The organism is Aquirufa nivalisilvae (assembly GCF_004307455.1).
GTDB classification, from domain to species: domain Bacteria; phylum Bacteroidota; class Bacteroidia; order Cytophagales; family Spirosomataceae; genus Aquirufa; species Aquirufa nivalisilvae.
In genome coordinates, this window is the sequence record NZ_SEWX01000005.1 from 425338 (window position 1) to 443726 (window position 18389).

15 protein-coding genes and 3 tRNA genes are annotated in these 18389 nt (G+C 35.3%); 15 read left to right on the forward strand and 3 right to left on the reverse strand.

Going from position 1 to position 18389, the window contains the following annotated elements; translation table 11 throughout:
• The first annotated feature begins 11 nt into the window (after positions 1-11).
• From sucC to EWU22_RS08720, 5 genes are read left to right on the forward strand one after another with little or no spacing between them, the layout of a single operon-like run.
• On the forward strand, positions 12-1202 hold the full coding sequence (sucC, locus tag EWU22_RS08700; RefSeq protein WP_109322946.1) for an ADP-forming succinate--CoA ligase subunit beta: 1191 nt from the start codon (positions 12-14) through the stop codon (positions 1200-1202).
• 10 nt (positions 1203-1212) lie between these two features.
• Entirely contained in the window at positions 1213-1824 is a 612-nt protein-coding gene (locus EWU22_RS08705) for a fumarylacetoacetate hydrolase family protein (RefSeq protein ID WP_130925228.1), read from the forward strand.
• A gap of 1 nt (position 1825) precedes the next feature.
• A complete protein-coding gene (gene bcp / locus EWU22_RS08710) occupies positions 1826-2272 on the forward strand; it encodes a thioredoxin-dependent thiol peroxidase (RefSeq protein ID WP_130925229.1) in 447 nt (148 codons plus the stop codon).
• A gap of 9 nt (positions 2273-2281) precedes the next feature.
• Positions 2282-3139, forward strand: a complete 858-nt coding sequence (locus tag EWU22_RS08715) for a transketolase (protein WP_109322949.1) — start codon at positions 2282-2284, stop codon at positions 3137-3139.
• A gap of 9 nt (positions 3140-3148) precedes the next feature.
• The gene (locus EWU22_RS08720) at positions 3149-4099 is read left to right on the forward strand and encodes a transketolase family protein (RefSeq protein ID WP_130925230.1); all 951 of its coding nucleotides are present in this window, start codon (positions 3149-3151) and stop codon (positions 4097-4099) included.
• 1 nt (position 4100) lies between these two features.
• Here EWU22_RS08720 and tamL read toward each other — a convergent pair whose 3' ends face one another.
• Positions 4101-6383: a translocation and assembly module lipoprotein TamL gene (gene tamL, locus EWU22_RS08725; protein ID WP_130925231.1), complete on the reverse strand. Its 2283-nt coding sequence runs from the start codon at positions 6381-6383 to the stop codon at positions 4101-4103.
• 3 nt (positions 6384-6386) lie between these two features.
• On the opposite strand from tamL, the gene EWU22_RS08730 reads away from it, so the two are divergent.
• Positions 6387-7115 carry a TrmH family RNA methyltransferase gene (locus EWU22_RS08730; RefSeq protein ID WP_130925232.1) on the forward strand — a complete coding sequence of 243 codons (729 nt, stop codon included), beginning with the start codon at positions 6387-6389 and terminating at the stop codon, positions 7113-7115.
• Here the strand turns inward: EWU22_RS08730 and EWU22_RS08735 are convergent.
• On the reverse strand, positions 7112-7849 hold the full coding sequence (locus EWU22_RS08735; protein WP_109322953.1) for a queuosine precursor transporter: 738 nt from the start codon (positions 7847-7849) through the stop codon (positions 7112-7114). The genes EWU22_RS08730 and EWU22_RS08735 overlap by 4 nt on opposite strands.
• Positions 7846-9057 (reverse strand): pyridoxal phosphate-dependent aminotransferase, encoded by a 1212-nt coding sequence (locus EWU22_RS08740; protein WP_130925233.1) that lies wholly within the window; start codon positions 9055-9057, stop codon positions 7846-7848. The genes EWU22_RS08735 and EWU22_RS08740 overlap by 4 nt, the downstream gene beginning before the upstream one ends.
• 62 nt (positions 9058-9119) lie before the next feature.
• Between EWU22_RS08740 and EWU22_RS08745 the strand changes: the two genes are divergently transcribed.
• From EWU22_RS08745 to EWU22_RS08785, 9 genes are all read left to right on the forward strand, one after another.
• The gene (locus tag EWU22_RS08745; protein ID WP_109322955.1) at positions 9120-9821 is read left to right on the forward strand and encodes a hypothetical protein; all 702 of its coding nucleotides are present in this window, start codon (positions 9120-9122) and stop codon (positions 9819-9821) included.
• Position 9822: 1 nt separating this feature from the next.
• Positions 9823-10365, forward strand: coding sequence for a hypothetical protein (locus tag EWU22_RS08750; protein WP_130925234.1), 543 nt, complete (start codon positions 9823-9825; stop codon positions 10363-10365).
• 2 nt (positions 10366-10367) lie between these two features.
• A complete protein-coding gene (locus EWU22_RS08755) occupies positions 10368-11315 on the forward strand; it encodes a phosphoribosylaminoimidazolesuccinocarboxamide synthase (protein ID WP_130925235.1) in 948 nt (315 codons plus the stop codon).
• Positions 11305-11742: an STAS domain-containing protein gene (locus EWU22_RS08760; protein ID WP_130925236.1), complete on the forward strand. Its 438-nt coding sequence runs from the start codon at positions 11305-11307 to the stop codon at positions 11740-11742. Before EWU22_RS08755 ends, EWU22_RS08760 begins: the two co-directional genes overlap by 11 nt.
• A gap of 202 nt (positions 11743-11944) precedes the next feature.
• Entirely contained in the window at positions 11945-16513 is a 4569-nt protein-coding gene (gltB, locus tag EWU22_RS08765; RefSeq protein WP_394364564.1) for a glutamate synthase large subunit, read from the forward strand.
• Positions 16514-16522: 9 nt separating this feature from the next.
• Positions 16523-18019 carry a glutamate synthase subunit beta gene (locus tag EWU22_RS08770; RefSeq protein WP_130925237.1) on the forward strand — a complete coding sequence of 499 codons (1497 nt, stop codon included), beginning with the start codon at positions 16523-16525 and terminating at the stop codon, positions 18017-18019.
• 63 nt (positions 18020-18082) lie between these two features.
• A tRNA-Ser gene (locus EWU22_RS08775) sits at positions 18083-18169 on the forward strand.
• Between the two features lie 11 nt (positions 18170-18180).
• Positions 18181-18254: transfer RNA gene (locus EWU22_RS08780), tRNA-Pro, on the forward strand.
• Positions 18255-18314: 60 nt separating this feature from the next.
• Positions 18315-18388: transfer RNA gene (locus tag EWU22_RS08785), tRNA-Arg, on the forward strand.
• The last annotated feature ends 1 nt before the right edge of the window (position 18389 follow it).

Here is an 18389-nt window from a genome sequence, read left to right on the forward strand (position 1 = left end):
AATTTTGATAAATGAATATTCACGAATACCAAGCAAAAGAAATTTTAAAAAGTTACGGGGTAAGGATTCAAGAGGGTATTGTTGTTGACAAGTTGGAAGATGCTACTTCAGCAGCTGAAGCTTTAAAAGCACAGACAGGCACTGGCTGGTTTGTGGTGAAAGCTCAGATTCATGCGGGTGGACGTGGAAAAGGTGGTGGAGTTAAGCTTGCTAAGAACATGGACGAGGTTAATGAGCGCGTTTCTCAAATTTTGGGAATGCAATTAATTACCCACCAAACTGGACCTGAAGGTAAAAAGGTTAATAAAGTTTTAATTAGTGAGGATGTTTATTATCCTGGCGATTCAGAACCGAAAGAATACTATTTATCGATTTTATTAGATCGTGGTCGTGCTTGTAATGTAATCATGGCATCTACTGAAGGTGGAATGGACATTGAAGAAGTAGCAGAGCACAGTCCTGAGAAAATCATTAAAGAATGGATTGACCCACGTGTTGGATTACAAGATTTCCAGGCTCGTAAAATTGCCTTTATGTTAGGCTTAAGTGGCCAAGCTTTAAAGGAAATGGTGAAGTTCATTCAATCTTTATACAAGGCATATGTGGAGACTGATTCATCCATGTTTGAAATCAATCCAGTATTAAAGACATCAGATGATAAGATTTTAGCAGTTGATGCTAAAGTAAATTTAGATGATAATGCATTGTATCGTCATAAAGATTTAGCGGTATTGCGTGATATATCGGAAGAGGATCCTTTAGAAGTAGAAGCATCTGAAAACGATTTGAACTACGTTAAATTAGATGGTAATGTAGGATGTATGGTGAACGGAGCTGGTTTAGCCATGGCAACGATGGATATCATTAAATTGTCAGGCGGTGAACCCGCTAACTTCCTTGATGTTGGGGGTGGAGCAAATGCTAAAACGGTAGAAGCTGGTTTCCGTATTATCTTACAAGATCCAAACGTAAAGGCCATTTTGATTAACATCTTTGGTGGTATTGTTCGTTGCGATCGAGTAGCAAATGGAGTTGTAGAAGCTTATAAGAATATTGGTGAAATTAATGTTCCTATCATTGTACGTTTACAAGGTACCAATGCAGAAGAAGGAGCGGCTATTATTAATAATTCTGGTTTGAAAGTGTTTTCAGCCGTATTATTAAAAGATGCAGCAAAATTAGTTTCTGAAGTTTTAAAATAATTTTTCACACATGAAAATTATTTGTGTAGGAAGAAATTATGTGGATCATATTAAGGAGTTATCGAATGAAAAACCCAAGGATCCAGTAATTTTTTTAAAACCAGACACGGCATTATTAGATCAAAACTCGGATTTTTACTATCCGAGTTTTTCACAAGATGTTCACCATGAAATCGAATTAGTATTTCGTATTTCAAAAGTGGGTAAGAATATTGAGTCAAAATTTGCCTATAAATACATCGACGGGATAGGTTTGGGTATTGACTTTACTGCGCGAGATTTACAAGCTAAGCTCAAAGAAAAAGGCTTACCATGGGAAAAATCTAAAGCTTTCAATGGTTCAGCTTTTGTTTCTTCTGTGAGACCATTAAATGAAGGAGAGTTGGAGCAATCCATTCCTTTTCGATTAGATATTAATGGAAAGACTGTTCAATCAGGTGAAAGCAATCTGATGATTTGGAACATCAGCGAGTTAATAGCAGATATTTCTCAATACTTTACCCTAAAAACGGGCGATTACATCTTTACTGGTACACCTGCTGGAGTTGGTCCTGTGAAAATAGGAGATAAGTTAAGTGGTTTCCTTTATGAAGATAAATTATTTGATCTAAACATCTCTTAATATGAGTTTACAAATAGGTGAATTAGCTCCTGCATTTAGCATGACTGATTCAGATGGTAATTTGGTTGATTTAGCTGCATTAAAAGGGACAAAAGTCGTTCTATACTTTTATCCTAAAGATGATACTCCTGGCTGTACAGCTCAAGCATGTAACCTAAATGAAAATTTAGATTACTTGACTTCCAAAGGATATCGAGTTATAGGTGTTAGTGTAGATTCGAATGCTGCACATACCAAGTTTAAGAAAAAATATCAATTAAATTTCTCTCTTTTAGCTGATACTGAACACGAATTGGTCAATAAATATGGCGTTTGGGTTGAGAAATCTATGTATGGAAAATCGTACATGGGTACTGCTAGAACTACGTTTTTGATTGATGAAAACGGAATTATTACGGATATTATAGCCAAGGTGGATACTAAAAATCACAGTTCTCAGATCCACTAATTTATTTTTATGCAAACACAAGAATTAAAAAATGTAGCAAGCCAAGTACGTAGAGATATTCTTCGTCAGGTACATGCATGTCAATCAGGTCACCCAGGTGGTTCGTTAGGTTGTACTGATTTATTAGTTGGATTATATTTTAATTCCATGAAATTGGCTCAAGATGCCAACGGAAATGTAGTTTTTAATATGTCTGGAGCTAACGAAGATATTTTTTATCTTTCCAATGGCCATATTTCCCCTTTATTGTACAGTATATTGGCTAGAAGAGGATATTTTCCTGTAAAAGAGTTAGCCACTTTCAGACAATTAAATTCTCGTTTACAAGGTCATCCTACTCCTCATGAGCATTTAGAAGGAATTCGTATTGCTTCAGGTTCTTTAGGACAAGGTTTAAGTGTTGCCATTGGAACTGCTCAAGCAAAGAAACTTTCAAAAGATTCGTCAACTGTTTATTGTTTAATGGGAGATGGAGAACAAAATGAAGGGCAAGTTTGGGAAGCAGCTATGTATGCACCGCATCATCAAGTGGATAATCTGATCGCATTTATTGATGAAAACGGCCAACAAATAGATGGACCAACAGAGAAGGTCATGAGTAATCGTGATTTAGAAGCTAAGTATAAGGCTTTTGGATGGACCGTTTTGCGCATGGATGGAAATAATATGGAAGAGGTTGTTGCTACTTTAGCGCATGCCAAATCATTATTGGGTCAAGGGTCACCTATCATGATTTTGATGAAGACTGAAATGGGAGCGGGAGTTGATTTTATGATGGGTAGTCATAAATGGCATGGAGTTGCTCCCAACGATCAGCAATTAGCTGATGCATTAGCACAATTAAATGAAACTTTAGGCGACTATTAATTAATTACAATGAAGTTTACTTACGAAACAAAAAAAGATACTCGTTCAGGCTTTGGTGCTGGAATGGAATATTTGAGTCAAAACAATCCTAAGGTTGTGGCTTTATGTGCTGATTTAATTGGCTCTTTAAAATTGGAAGCTTTCATTAAGAATAGTCCAGAAAGATTTTTTCAAACAGGTATTGCTGAAGCTAACATGATTGGTATTTCAGCGGGTTTAGCTATTGGAGGTTATATTCCATTTGCTACCACTTTTGCTAATTTTGGAACAGGTCGTGTATATGATCAAATCCGCCAATCGGTTGCATATTCTGGTAAAAACGTTAAAATTTGTTGTTCACACGCTGGTTTAACTTTAGGAGAAGATGGTGCAACTCACCAAATTTTAGAAGACATTGGTTTAATGAAGATGCTTCCAGGTATGGTCGTTATTAATCCATGTGATTACAATCAAACCAAAGCAGCTACAATTGCCATTGCAGAATACGAAGGACCAGTATATTTACGTTTTGGTCGCCCAGTAGTGCCTGTTTTTACTCCAGAAAATCAAAAATTTGAAATTGGCAAGGCCATTCATCTGATAGAAGGAACGGATGTAACCATTTTAGCGACAGGACACTTGGTATGGGAAGCTATTCAAGCGGCTGAAATATTAGAAGAGAAAGGGATAAAAGCGGATGTATTAAACATTCATACAATTAAGCCCCTAGATACAGCAGCAATCTTAGCATCAATTAGTAAAACTGGTTGTGTGGTAACGGCTGAAGAACATCAAATCAATGGTGGTTTGGGTGATTCAGTGGCTCAATTTTTATCTCAAAATCGTCCAACTCCTCAAGAATTTGTGGGTGTGAATGATTCTTTTGGTGAATCAGGCAAGCCTGCTGATTTGATGAAAAAATATGGTTTGAATGCAGCTGCAATTGTTGAAAAATCAATAAAAGCAATCTCTAGAAAATAGATTAAAAAGGATAACCAATTCCTATATTAAATTCAATTGGGTTTTCTCCACTACTGAATGAAGTTTTGGAGAGAACCCATTTTTCATTTTCAGGCTTGGCAGGATTAATTACTTTAGTTGCCAAATCTAGACGTAATAAGAAATAAGAGAAGTCCCAACGTAAACCAAATCCGGTTCCAACAGCTATTTGATTGTAAAAACGATCAAAAGCAAAATAACCATCTTTCTCACCTTTGGAATTAGCAAATGTCCAAATGTTACCAGCATCAATGAAAAATGCTCCATTCATGGTACCAAAAAGTTGAAACATTCTAAATCGGTATTCTAGAGACGATTCTAACAATATACTTCCTGGCTGCTCAATCAAATTACTGATAGCATTATATGCTCCTGGCCCCAATCGACGAGGCTTCCAGGCCCGTAAACTACTGGGGCCACCTATGAAGAAATTCTTCTCATATGGCAGCTGAAAATCGTTTTCTTCACCATAGGCATAGGCTAAACCTCCAATAAATTTAAATGCTAATTGAGACTTCCTATTTAAGCCTAACATTTTGTATTTTCTATAATCGAAATTGAAACGTAAAAATCGATAAAACTGAATGTTTTGATTGCTTCCTAATATATTTTCAATGAAAGCAATTTTCTTGGATCCAATTAAATTTAAAGTACTTCCGCCTGATTCCAAGCCCAATTGAAACGATTCTCCTGCTTGCAATTCATTGCTTGGTAAAAAGCTACGATAGGAATATGTGAAATGAATGCTTGATACAAAACTTGGATTAAAGCTACGGTAAAGGTTATTTCCTTGTAATCGCAATTCTTCTAAATAGTTCTTAAAAGCACTAGCTGTAGCCGTTTCAGGATAATTAGTATTTAAAATATTCAAGTCTACTAATGAAAACTGGAATGTTTTAAAGGGTGATTTTCTCCATTGGTAGCGTTGAAAAATCTTGAAATTAGTTCTTAAATATTCTGGACGATTGATGTAATCATATCCAAATCCGATTTGTGTTTGAGAAGCATACAGCGGTCCTAATTGTTGTCTTATATTAGTAGGCAAGAATAACCTAGGGAAGTTTAATGTGGTACTTAAATTAACCTCTAAATTCTTTCTTGCTTGATCTGTATTGATAAATCCTGCCTGAGCTTCAAATCCCACTCGAGCTGAAAAATCTAAGTAATCTAAACTAGAAAATACTCTTCTCACTTTAAATGAATTAGTAAGGAAAGGTCCTGGAATACCTCTAAAAATACTTCCTCCTAATTCTGATGAGAAATTGAATTTTTCATTAGGAACTAATTCAACTTTGGGGAATACACGGGTAGAGGAGGTGTCAAACTTGATTGCTACCGATTTAAATTGATCAGAAGCATAGATATTTTGTAAGCTTTGATTTAACTGATCTACTGAATAAAGATCACCTTCTTTAAAAGTAATTAATTTAGATAAAGCCGAAGTATTTAATACCCCAATATTGCTTGAATCTGCGTATTGATTATTAATAAAGCTTGCTTTACCGAATCGAAATAATCGATCATATAATCGGTTAGTGTTAACCTCTTTAAAATCAGGAATTTTATATATTATCCCAACATGAAATAAGCTAGTATCTTGGAGATCATTGAGCTTTAATCCAACTGCTTCATTTGAAAAGTAAAAATATCCTTGATTCTTTAAATAATGGCTAATATTATCTTTCTCTTTTTTGAGTAAATCTAGGTTTAGTCGATCATTAATAGAAATAACGCTTTCTTTAGCATAATAGGATTCTATTTTTTTTCCTAACTGGGGATTATCTACTAAAAATGAGTCCTTTTTGGAAAAAGTACTCAGCGTATTTTCTTCAATTTGGTATGTAACATTAACTAATTTTTCTAATTTATGGAGTGTGTCAATTTTTAAAAAAACACGATTTTTTAAAAATCCATTATTTCGATAATATTTATAAATGGTCTCTTTCGTAATTTCTAAATAGCCCTTATTTAAACTAGGATTGGGTGTATTAAAAAATTGAATAAATGCAGCAGATTTCCCTAATGAATCTTTTAGCTTTCTTTTGGCTTCAAAGTATCCATACGTTTTAGGTGAAAAAATTCTTGCATAGGATTCCTTTAAACCAGGTATATTTGTTCTAAGGTCTTCTTTGGATATTAATTTATTGCCTTGAATGTCAATTCGGTCTACTTTATATTCAGACAATTTAAATTGGCGATAGCCAGTACAGGAGATAAACAGTGCCTGAGTTATTAATAAACCAATAAGTATATTTCTAGATTTCAATTGATGCTAACGAATAAACAAATAAAGTTAATTAATTCTCTACATTCTAAAAAAGGACGATTGGAGAACGAACTATTTTTGGTAGAAGGAGAGAAGGGTATTCAAGAAGTTCTAGATTCAAGCTATGAAGTTGAGTTTTTAGTAATAAACGTGGATTTTCAGCATCTATTTTCTGCCACATCAGTTCCTACGTATTTTTTGTCAAAGGACGAAATAACTAAACTAAGTACCTTAACCATTAATCAGTATGGTTTAGCCGTGGTACGCAGTAAATCAAGTAATGAAATTACACCTTTGGATGACGTTGTGTTAGTCCTTGATGGTGTTAGAGACCCAGGTAATTTAGGAACAATTATACGAATTTGTGATTGGTATGGAATTAAGCAAATAGTGTGTTCTCAGGACAGTACAGAATTTTATAATCCTAAGGTTATTTCAGCCACCATGGGATCGTTTAAACGAGTAGAATGTTTGTATGTCGATTTACAAGATTTCCTGCTATCAAATCCTAGTCATTCAATTATCGGAGCAGATTTAGCTGGAGAAAATCTACACCATTATCAATTTCCACAAAAGGTGTTTATTGTCATGGGAAGCGAATCTCACGGAATTAGGCCTGAGGTAAGTAAACTTATTCAACAAAGAATTACCATCCCTAGATTTGGGGAAGCAGAATCCCTTAATGTGGCTATTTCAACTGGAATTATATTAGACCATTTCAGAAAAAGTTAATCTTTTTCTGATTTTAAATACAATTCAATCAAATAGTGAGCTAGGTACAGTACGGGAGTGAAAAGAATGGCAATAATGAACTTGTATAAGTAATTATTGAAGGAAACATTCATCCATTGACTCAAACTCCAATTTCCAAAGAAATAAAAAGCTATACCAATGACCACTATACTATCAATCAATTGAGAAATGAGTGTGGATCCCGTAGCTCTAAGCCAAATATGTTTCTGGCCGGTCCTGGATTTAATCTTTTCAAAAATAACAGCATCTAACATTTGACTTACCAAAAATGCCGTTAACGATCCTGTAATAATTCCTAAGCCCTGACGGAATATTCTTGCGAATGAAAGATTTATATCAAATCCATTGGAATTATTAACTTGAAGCCAGAAATCAGCAGGTACTAACAAGGTTGCCCAATAGATTATTAAAAATGAATAGGCAATGAATAGGGCTGTCGTGTATGATATAAAGCGTACACCTTTTTTTCCAAAATAATCATTGATAATATCAGAGGTGATAAAAACAATAGGCCAATTGAGCGCACCAGCAGTTTGATTAAAATCCCAAGTTTCTCCCCATGGGGTTAATAATCCAAGTGGAGAGAAACCTAAGGACTTTTCAATACTGACTATTTTAACTCCAATAATCTCAGCAATAATAGCATTCGTTAAAAATATTCCAAATAGGAAAATAAATAGTTTTTGCTTGCGAGAAAATTGGTTAAAAATCATCTTCTATAGTTATCAAAATGCAGGGCAATTTTATCTAATGCTAATGAAAGTTGTTCTACATGAGGTAGAAACACTATTCTGAAATGATCTCTTTGTTTGAAATTAAAACCTCTACCTGCTACAACAAGAATCTTTTGTTCTTCCAATAGCGACATGACAAAATGCTCATCATCTTCAAACGTAAATTTACCTAGATCAATTTTGGGAAAAAGGTATAAAGCACCTTTGGGTTTTACACAGCTAACGCCATCAATAGCATTGAGTTTTTCATAAGCCAATTGCATTTGCTTATATAACCTACCACCAGGCGCCACTAAGTCATTGATGGATTGATAGCCACCTAATGCCGTTTGAATACCAAATTGAGTAATAACGTTAGCACACAATCTTGTACTAAATAAGAAATTTAGACCTTCGATATATGATTTAGCTTTATGCTTAGCACCCGTTAAAATCATCCAACCTCCTCTAAAACCTGCAGCACGGTAGTTTTTAGACAAACCACCCATGGTAACAATTAATATTTCATCGCTTAAACCTGCAGCAGAATTATGTTCATGTTGATCGTACAAAATCTTATCATAAATCTCATCTGAAAATAGAATCAACTTATGCTTAGCTGCTAGTTGAACAATTTTTTCTACTGTTTCTTTAGAATAAACTGCACCCGTAGGGTTGTTAGGGTTAATCATGACAATGGCTCTGCATTTGTCCGTGATTTTGGCCTCCATATCCTCTAAATCGGGTTGCCAATCCGTTGATTCGTCGCAAACGTAATGAACGGAGCTTCCGCCTGCTAATCCTACTACAGTAGTCCAAAGTGGATAATCAGGAGAAGGAATTAAAACTTCATCATCTGGATTTAATAAAGCCATCATGACAAGGGAAATTAATTCACTGACACCGTTTCCAATGTAGATATCTTCAATCAAAATGTTTTTGACACCTTTGTTTTGATAATACTGCATGACAGCTTTTCTAGCTGCGAATAGGCCACGAGAATCTGTATAGCCTTGGGCATTTCGGATATTGACAATGATATCGTGAACGATTTCATCTGGAGTTTCAAAACCAAATGCTGCAGGATTACCTATATTTAAAGATGTAATTTTATAACCTTGATTCTGAAGAGCCAGCGCCTTATCATATACAGGTCCACGAATTTCATACTTCAAATGCTCTAACCTGCTACTTTTTAATATATCCATTGAAAAAAAATAAGAATTGTAAAAATAGTAATTTACTTTTGAATTGTTTTTAAGCTCACTTAATGAATTTCACACAACTATTTATTATTCTATTGAGTTTATTTTCAGTTATTTATCTCCTTATACTGTGGAGATATTGGCGAAATTCAAGAGGTATTTTCCGTATTTCAGGGATATTTATTTTTAAGATATTGGCTAGGCTAAGTATTTTTTTACTTTTTTTCTGGCTATTCATTTCCTATTTGGAGCCTAATAATTCGTCTAAAAACCTTGCTGAACCTGTAAAAGCCATTTATCAAGTTCCCCAGTATTATACTTTGTCGAAAGAAAGTTGGCAAGAGGCACAATCTGTGATTAGTGAAGATTTAAAACGAACACAACCAGTTTATGTTAGTCTTGTAATTTCTCAATTCAAGAATAAGAAGTTAGAGACTTTAATTCCAGCAACACCATTGCATTCTTTTCTTAGTTTGATTGAAAATCCGGAGGTATTAAACTTAAGACATTCCATTCTTCAAGATGCAAGTTCCAAATCAGGAGACAGAAAAGGAGGGATTCAAGAGTTTAGCCCAATTACTAAATTGGTAAAAAAAGGAAATGCAAGTCAGGAATTTACCCTAACCAACCAAGAAACTTCCTATTTTACTTTTCTTAGCTCGAATAATTGGACTGAATTAGTCGATATGAAGGTATATTTATTAATTTTGTTATTGATATTAATCACATCAGATTTACTCTTTATTCTGCATATAATTAAGATATAGTTTGTTTACATCTTATTTGTACATTTTTTTATTGATTTATCAGGGCCTATTTTCAAATAGGGCTAGTGTATACAATAAAGATATTCAGCAGGTTAACTATCTAATCAAGAATAAGCGAAATGCAGAAGCCTTGTTTTGGATACGAAAAGCAAAGGGTAAAGATATTTTCATCAACAAAGAATTAGAGAAAACGCAAGCTTTATTAAATATTCGGTTGAATCAACTAGTAGAGAATAACACGCGATTTTCTAGTACTGATTCAAATGAATTATTAATTGAAGCTGCCATTTTAGAAAAGCAAGGAAACATTGACCAAGCTATTTCTTTAATTGAAAGAGGAATTAAGGATAATCCACTTTCAGATACGCTAATAAAGCAATATGAGATATATGCCTTTAAATGGAGAAAACTTCTTCCCGTTTTGAAAATGGCAAAGCAAAATCAGTGGCTGCAAGAACAGCAAAATATGAATCGAATTAATACCAAAGAAGCATTGGGATTGTTGGATTTAATGAAAAAGAAAGAGAGAATTTTAATTTATTAATCATGGAAAATAAGGCTCAAGGTCATTTCAATTTTAAAAACCAAACGGCTTTTTATCGTGGCAAAGTAAGAGACGTATATAGTATCGGAGCTGATCGATTATTGATGGTTACATCCGATCGTATTTCTGCTTTTGACGTAATTCTTCCAAGAACCATTCCTTTTAAAGGACAGGTTTTGAATCAAATTGCTGCCTATTTTTTGAATAAAACACGTGATGTAATCCCCAATTGGTTAATTGATACACCGGACCCTAATGCGGCTTATGGCTATAAATGCACACCTATTCCTATAGAAATGGTTGTACGTGGTTATGTAGCTGGCCATTTATGGCGTGAATATAAATCGGGTAAAAGGGAGGTCTGTGGTGTGTTATTACCTGAGGGTTTGAAAGAAAATGATCGATTACCAACTCCGATCATTACACCCACTACTAAAGCCAGTGAAGGTCATGATGAAGATATTTCTGTGGCAAAAATTTTAGAATTAGGTATCGTTTCTCCAGATATCATGAATCAATTATGTCAAAAAGCGTTGGCGTTATTTGATCGTGGCACTCAAATGGCCAAAGAAAAAGGATTAATTTTGGTGGATACCAAATATGAATTTGGACTATTAGATGGTCAAATCATGTTAATGGACGAGATACATACTCCTGATTCATCTCGCTATTTCTATGCCAACACGTATCAAGAATTATTGGAAAAAGGATTGCCTCAAAAGCAGTTATCCAAAGAATTTGTGCGAGAGTGGCTTATAGCTAATGGTTTTCAAGGTAAAGAAGGGCAAGTAGTCCCTAATATCTCAGATGAATTTGTAACAGAAATTTCTAATCGCTACATACTTTTATATGAAGAAATCACTGGGCAGAAATTTCAGAAAGAACCACAAGAAAATTTAGAACAACGTATATTTAATCACGTAAACCAATATTTAGAAAATGTCGACTAATGCTTTATTTCAACTTGATCAAAACGAAAGTTATGCTTTAATTGATTGGAAAGGCGAAAACTTGGTTCAAAGCAATTATGAAGAATTAGAAAATGTCGTTCGATTGCTTTTTAAGAAAGAGTATACAAATATGATATTAAATATCTCCAAAGTCACAGAATTGGATGGATATGGTGTATCTGCGATTCGTAAAGGAACTAAAATTTGTTCTAATGAGTCAGGCTTATTTGTAGTTGTGAGTAAAGAAGAATCAGTAGTAGAGCGATTAGATCAAGCCAAAATAGAAAACCTAACTATTTTGAATACAGTAAGAGAAGGCGTAGATGCCATTTATCTAAATGATTTGGAAAATGATTTTGGTGATGGAGATGGGGAAGAGGAGAATGAATTCGGAGGGGAATCATCTGATTACGGTGATGATTACTAATTAATTGTACTCTAGCAAGATATTTTGTACTTGTTTAGTGATATTTTAAAAACAGTATTATATTTTGTTTATTCAATGAATTGCCAAATATATTTTTGATTAAATTTGATATTGCTTATATAAATATCAAATTAGCAACCATTACTGATATTTAATTTTGTTGAGAATTTTTAGTTTATTATTAGAATATTAATAGTTTCTTATGGAAGTCATGAATGAAGAGGGATTGTATCGGAAAGAATTTGAGCATGATGCTTGTGGTATTGGTTTTGTAGCCAGTATGAAAGGCATTAAATCGCATCGAATTGTACAAGATTCAATTAAGATGTTGATTCGTATGGACCACCGTGGTGCTTGCGGTTGTGATCCTAACTCAGGTGATGGAGCCGGAGTATTAGTTCAATTACCTCATGAATTCTTTTTCGAAGAAACAGCCAAATTAGGATTTACTTTACCATCCTTAGGTCAATATGGCGTAGGAATGGTATTCTTTCCCAAAGATGAAACTCTTATTAAAGAGTGTAAAGAAATCATTGAAAGAAAAGCTAAGAAATTAAGTTTACGTATCATTGGTTACAGAACTGTACCAGTAGACAATTCAGAAATCTTAGGTGCAGACTCAGGAAATGAAGAGCCTTCCATTCAGCAATTATTCATAGAAAGACCTGAATCCTGTTTAAGTGAAATAGACTTTGAAAGAAAACTATATGTTTTCCGTCAATATGTGACTCGTTTATTGAATGAGACGATTGTTCAACTAAATGGTAAATTCTATTTTGCGTCATTGTCATGCCGTACCATTATTTATAAGGGTATGTTGACAACCATGCAGGTTCCTGGTTATTTCCAGGATTTGTTCCAAGATAACTTTACATCTGCCTTAGCTATTGTTCACTCACGTTTCTCGACTAATACATTTCCTGAGTGGAGATTAGCTCAGCCTTTCCGTTACATTGCTCATAATGGAGAAATCAATACGGTAAAAGGGAACTCTTCATGGATGCAAGCTCAATCAGCTTTGTTCTCTAGTAAGTATTTTACACAAGAAGAACTAGATATGATTTTGCCTATTTGTAGTTTAGGCCAATCGGATTCAGCCATTCTCGATAATGCTATTGAAATCTTATATTTAAGTGGACGTAGCTTGCCTCATGTCATGATGATGTTAATCCCTGAAGCGTGGGATGGTAATGAGTCCATGGAAAGCTATAAAAAGGAGTTCTATGAGTATCATGCTGCCATGATGGAACCTTGGGATGGTCCAGCTTCGATTTCATTTACCGATGGTAAAATGATTGGAGCTACTTTAGATAGAAATGGATTACGTCCATCTAGATATTGGGTAACGGAAGATGATCATGTGATCATGGCATCAGAAGCAGGGGTTTTGGATTTAGATCCAGCTACTATTGTTTCTAAAGGTCGTTTACAACCTGGAAAGATGTTCGTTGTTGATATGGAGCAGGGTAGAATCATTCCAGATGAAGAATTAAAAGAAAAAATTTGTCAGCAACAACCTTATGGACAATGGTTGCGAGAAAATAAAATTCGAGTTGAGGATTTACCTGAAGCTGGAAGTGAATACCGCCAACCTAAACCAGTTGAGTTAATTTCTCGTCAACAGATATTTGGTTTTACTACAGAAGATATCCGAGTTGTCTTAGCACAAATGGCTGAAACAGGTAAGGAAGCATTAGGTTCTATGGGTATTGATACACCATTAGCCGTATTGTCAGATAAAGCACAACATCTTTCTAGCTATTTCAAGCAACTATTTGCTCAAGTAACCAATCCACCAATTGATCCTATTCGTGAACGAATGGTTATGTCTCTATTGACTGATATTGGTGGTTTATCCAATTTATTGGATGAAACACCTAGTCATTGTAGACAAATCGAAATTCAACAACCTGTACTTCGTAATAAAGAAGTAGAAAAGATTCGTTGGATTGATCATGCTAATTTTCAGACTAAATCCATTCATATGACTTTCCGTTCCTCGGAGGAGTCGGGTGTTTTGAAAAAAGCATTAAACCGCATTTGTCAATATGCCGAAGATGCTGTTGATGATGGTTATTCAATTATTTTATTGACTGATCGCGGAATTGATTCATCTCATGCACCAATTCCATCTCTATTAGCCTTGGGTGCCGTTCATAACCACTTAATTCGTACCAAAAAACGTGCTAAAGTTGGCATCATTATTGAAGCTGGCGATGTTTGGGAGACGCATCACTTTGCTACTTTAATTGGATATGGCGCTTCAGCTGTTAATCCTTATATGGCTTTTGAAACGATCAAAGCTATGAAGGACAATCATTTGGTAGATCAAAGTTTATCCTATGAAAAGTTAGAATACAATTATATTAAAGCTGTTAATGGAGAGTTATTGAAGATTTTCTCTAAAATGGGTATTTCTACTTTGCAATCTTACCAAGGAGCACAAATTTTCGAAATTCTTGGTTTGGGCAAAGATGTAGTTGATAATTATTTCAGTGGTTCTATTTCAAGAATTAATGGAGTTGATTTAGATACGATTGCCAAAGAAGCTTTAATTAAGCATCAATCTGGTTTTGCTTTATTGAAATCGGATCATCCAAAATTAGAAGTGGGTGGTATTTACCAATGGAAGCAACGTGGAGAAGAACATTTATTTAATCCGCAAACGATTCACTTATTACAGCAATCGACAAAGGTTAACGATTATTCTACTTACAAAAAGTATTCTAAGTTAATTGATGATCAAAGTAAGAAGTCAATTACTCTAAGAGGTTTATTGCGTTTCAAAAATGCTAATTCTATTTCTATTGATGAAGTTGAACCTATTGAAAGCATTTTAAAACGTTTTGCAACGGGTGCGATGTCATTTGGTTCTATTTCTTACGAAGCACATACCACCTTGGCTATTGCCATGAACCGAATTGGAGGTAAATCTAATACGGGAGAAGGAGGAGAAGATCCAATTCGTTTTGAAAAAATGAAGAATGGAGACTCCATGAATTCAGCTATTAAACAAGTTGCATCGGGTAGATTTGGGGTTACTGCTAATTATTTAACTAATGCAGTAGAGCTTCAAATTAAAATGGCTCAAGGAGCTAAACCAGGAGAAGGTGGACAACTACCAGGACATAAAGTAGATGATTGGATCGGTAAAACTCGTCATTCTACACCTGGTGTAGGTTTAATTTCACCTCCTCCTCACCATGATATTTATTCAATTGAAGATTTGGCACAATTAATCTTTGATTTGAAAAATGCCAATAGAGCTGCACGTATTTCTGTGAAACTAGTTTCGGAAGCTGGAGTAGGTACCATTGCTGCCGGTGTTGCTAAAGCACATGCTGACCATATTTTGATTGCTGGTTATGATGGAGGAACAGGTGCTTCACCTTTATCTTCCATTCGTCATGCAGGTTTACCATGGGAACTTGGTTTAGCAGAAACACATCAAACCTTAGTTAAAAATAAATTAAGAGGTCGTGTAACGATTCAAACAGACGGACAAATTAAGACGGGTCGCGATATTGCTATTGCAGCATTATTGGGAGCGGAAGAATTTGGGGTTGCGACAGCAGCTTTGGTTACGGCAGGATGTATTATGATGCGTAAGTGTCATTTAAATACTTGCCCAGTGGGAGTTGCTACACAAAACCCAGAACTAAGAGCTTTATATACTGGTAAGCCAGAACATGTGGTTAATTTATTCCATTTCTTAGCTCAAGAATTACGTGAGATTATGGCGGAATTAGGTTTCCGTAAAATAGAAGAAATGATTGGTCGTGTGGATTATTTAAGCATGGCTGACGTTTCCTCACATTGGAAATTTAAGCATATTGATTTATCACCTATCTTAAAACCTTCTAATCCTGCTGAAGGAGTGGCAGTGTTTAAGTCGGAAGAGCAAGATCACGGTTTAGTAGATCAATTGGATTGGCAAATTTTGAAGATTGCTCAAGCTGCGATTGATTCGAAGAAACAAGTGAATGGTGAATTTAATATCATTAACGTAAATCGTTCAGTAGGTACCATTCTATCGAATGAAATCACCAAGAAATACGGAGATAAAGCACTCCCAGATGGTTTAATTCATATTAAATTTAAAGGAACAGCTGGTCAATCATTCGGAGCCTTTTCTGTTAGAGGTTTGAAATTTGAAATCGAAGGAGATGCTAATGACTATATTGGAAAAGGTCTATGTGGAGCTACATTGATTGCTTATCCATCTCCAGCAGCCAAGTTTATTGCGGCAGAAAATTCTATCGTGGGTAACGTATCCTTTTATGGTGCCACTTCGGGTGAAGCTTATTTAGCTGGTATGGCCGGAGAACGTTTCTGTGTTAGAAACTCAGGAGCCAAAGTGGTGGTAGAAGGTATAGGTGACCATGGTTGTGAATACATGACTGGAGGTTTAGTCCTAATTTTAGGAGCAACTGGTAGAAACTTTGGTGCAGGTATGTCGGGTGGTGTGGCTTACATTTTAGATGAGAAGAATGACTTTGAATCTAAGGTAAATCGTGAAATGGTTGAGATTACTGATTTAAATCAAGAAGATATTCAAATTGTTTCCATGTATTTAGCAAAGCATGTTGAATTAACTGGTTCAGTAAAAGGGAAATATGTCATGGATAACTTTAATTCAATGACAAGTCTATTCAAAAAAGTATTACCAATTGATTATAGAAATGCCTTGGCAAGTAGACATTTAAGCATCACAGATGTATTGAATGACAAAGACAAAGTATACCAAAATATTAAAGTAGCATTAAACTAATTATTGAAAATGGGGAAGCCAACAGGTTTTTTAGAAGTTGATAGAAAAACCTCTGCGAAGAGAGAGGTTTCTGAGCGTATCAATGACTATAAAGAAATTGAATTATTAAATTCATCCGAAGAGACTGAAAAGCAGGCAAGCCGTTGCATGGATTGCGGTACACCTTTTTGTCATAGCGGATGTCCTTTAGGTAATATTATACCTGAATTCAATGATGCAGTTTATGAGCAAAATTGGAAATATGCCTATGAAATATTGAGTTCGACCAATAATTTCCCAGAATTTACGGGGAGAATTTGTCCTGCTCCATGTGAATCAGCCTGTGTTTTAGGTATAAATAAACCACCAGTTGCGATTGAATTGATTGAAAAATCAATCATTGAAAAGGCTTATTCAGAAGGATGGGTAGTTCCATTTGTTCCAACGAAAAGAACTGGAAAGAAAATTGCCGTTGTTGGTTCTGGTCCTGCTGGATTAGCAGCAGCTGCACAGTTAAATAAAGTGGGGCATTCAGTTACCGTATTTGAAAGAGCGGATCGTATTGGTGGCCTATTGCGTTACGGAATACCTGATTTTAAATTGGATAAATCTGTAGTAGATCGTCGTGTGGCTGTCATGGAAAAGGAGGGTGTTGAATTTAAAACCAATGTTCATATTGGAGTTAACTACAAAGTTTCCAAATTGACCAACGAATATGATGCTATTTTAATTGCAACAGGTTCGACAACACCTCGATTAATTAATACGAAAGGAAGTGATGCTGCCGGTATTTATCCTGCCATGGAATTTTTATCTCAACAAAATAAACGCAATGCCAATATTGCTTTAGAGGTAAATCATAAAGGAGAAGAATATACTAATAGTAATATTTTGGCTACAGGTAAACATGTGGTTGTTATTGGTGGGGGAGATACTGGATCAGATTGTGTAGGTACATCCAATCGCCATAAGGCTGCATCGATTACTCAAATTGAAGTAATGCCTAAGCCTCCAGTTGATCGAGCAGAAAATACTCCTTGGCCCAATTGGCCAAATATGTTACGTACTTCTACTTCACATGAAGAAGGCGCCAACCGTTTATGGTCCATTTCCTTACAAGAGTTCATTACAAATGATAAGAATGAATTGGTAGCGCTTAAGATTGGTGACATAACTTACGATATGTCGAATGGAAAGATGGAGCAAAAAGTAGAAAACATTCGTGAAATCCCTTGTGATTTAGCTTTAATTGCTGCTGGATTCTTACACACTGATCACGGTAACCTTTTTCAAGAGCTAACTGAAACTGGAATTTCTGCTGATGAAAGAGGAAATATTGTAGCTAATGGAAACTATCAATCTGCGCAAGAAAAGATTTTTGTGGCAGGTGATGCCAGACGTGGACAATCCTTAGTAGTATGGGCAATTTCCGAGGGAAGAGAGGCTGCTAGAAATATTGATCAGTTTTTAATGGGCAAAACAAGCTTGGAAGGAAAAAGTGTCTCAAGTTTCGATATTTTTAAATAAATTTTCATTTTTGAATTTCGATATTCAAAAAAAATTACTACATTTGTGCTCTCTTAAATGCTAGGAGAGATGCCTGAGAGGCCGAAAGGAACAGTTTGCTAAACTGTCGTACTGGCAACGGTACCGAGGGTTCGAATCCCTCTCTCTCCGCAGTGTTTTTTCGGGGTGTAGCGTAGCCCGGTATCGCGCTTGGTTTGGGACCAAGAGGTCGTAGGTTCGAATCCTGCCACCCCGACAACATAGTCAATTTATTTAACAGTGCTTGCACCAAGAATAAATTGACTATTTATTTTTAGGTTCCGTAGCTCAGTTGGATAGAGCAACTGCCTTCTAAGCAGTAGGTCTTTGGTTCGAATCCAAACGGAATCAC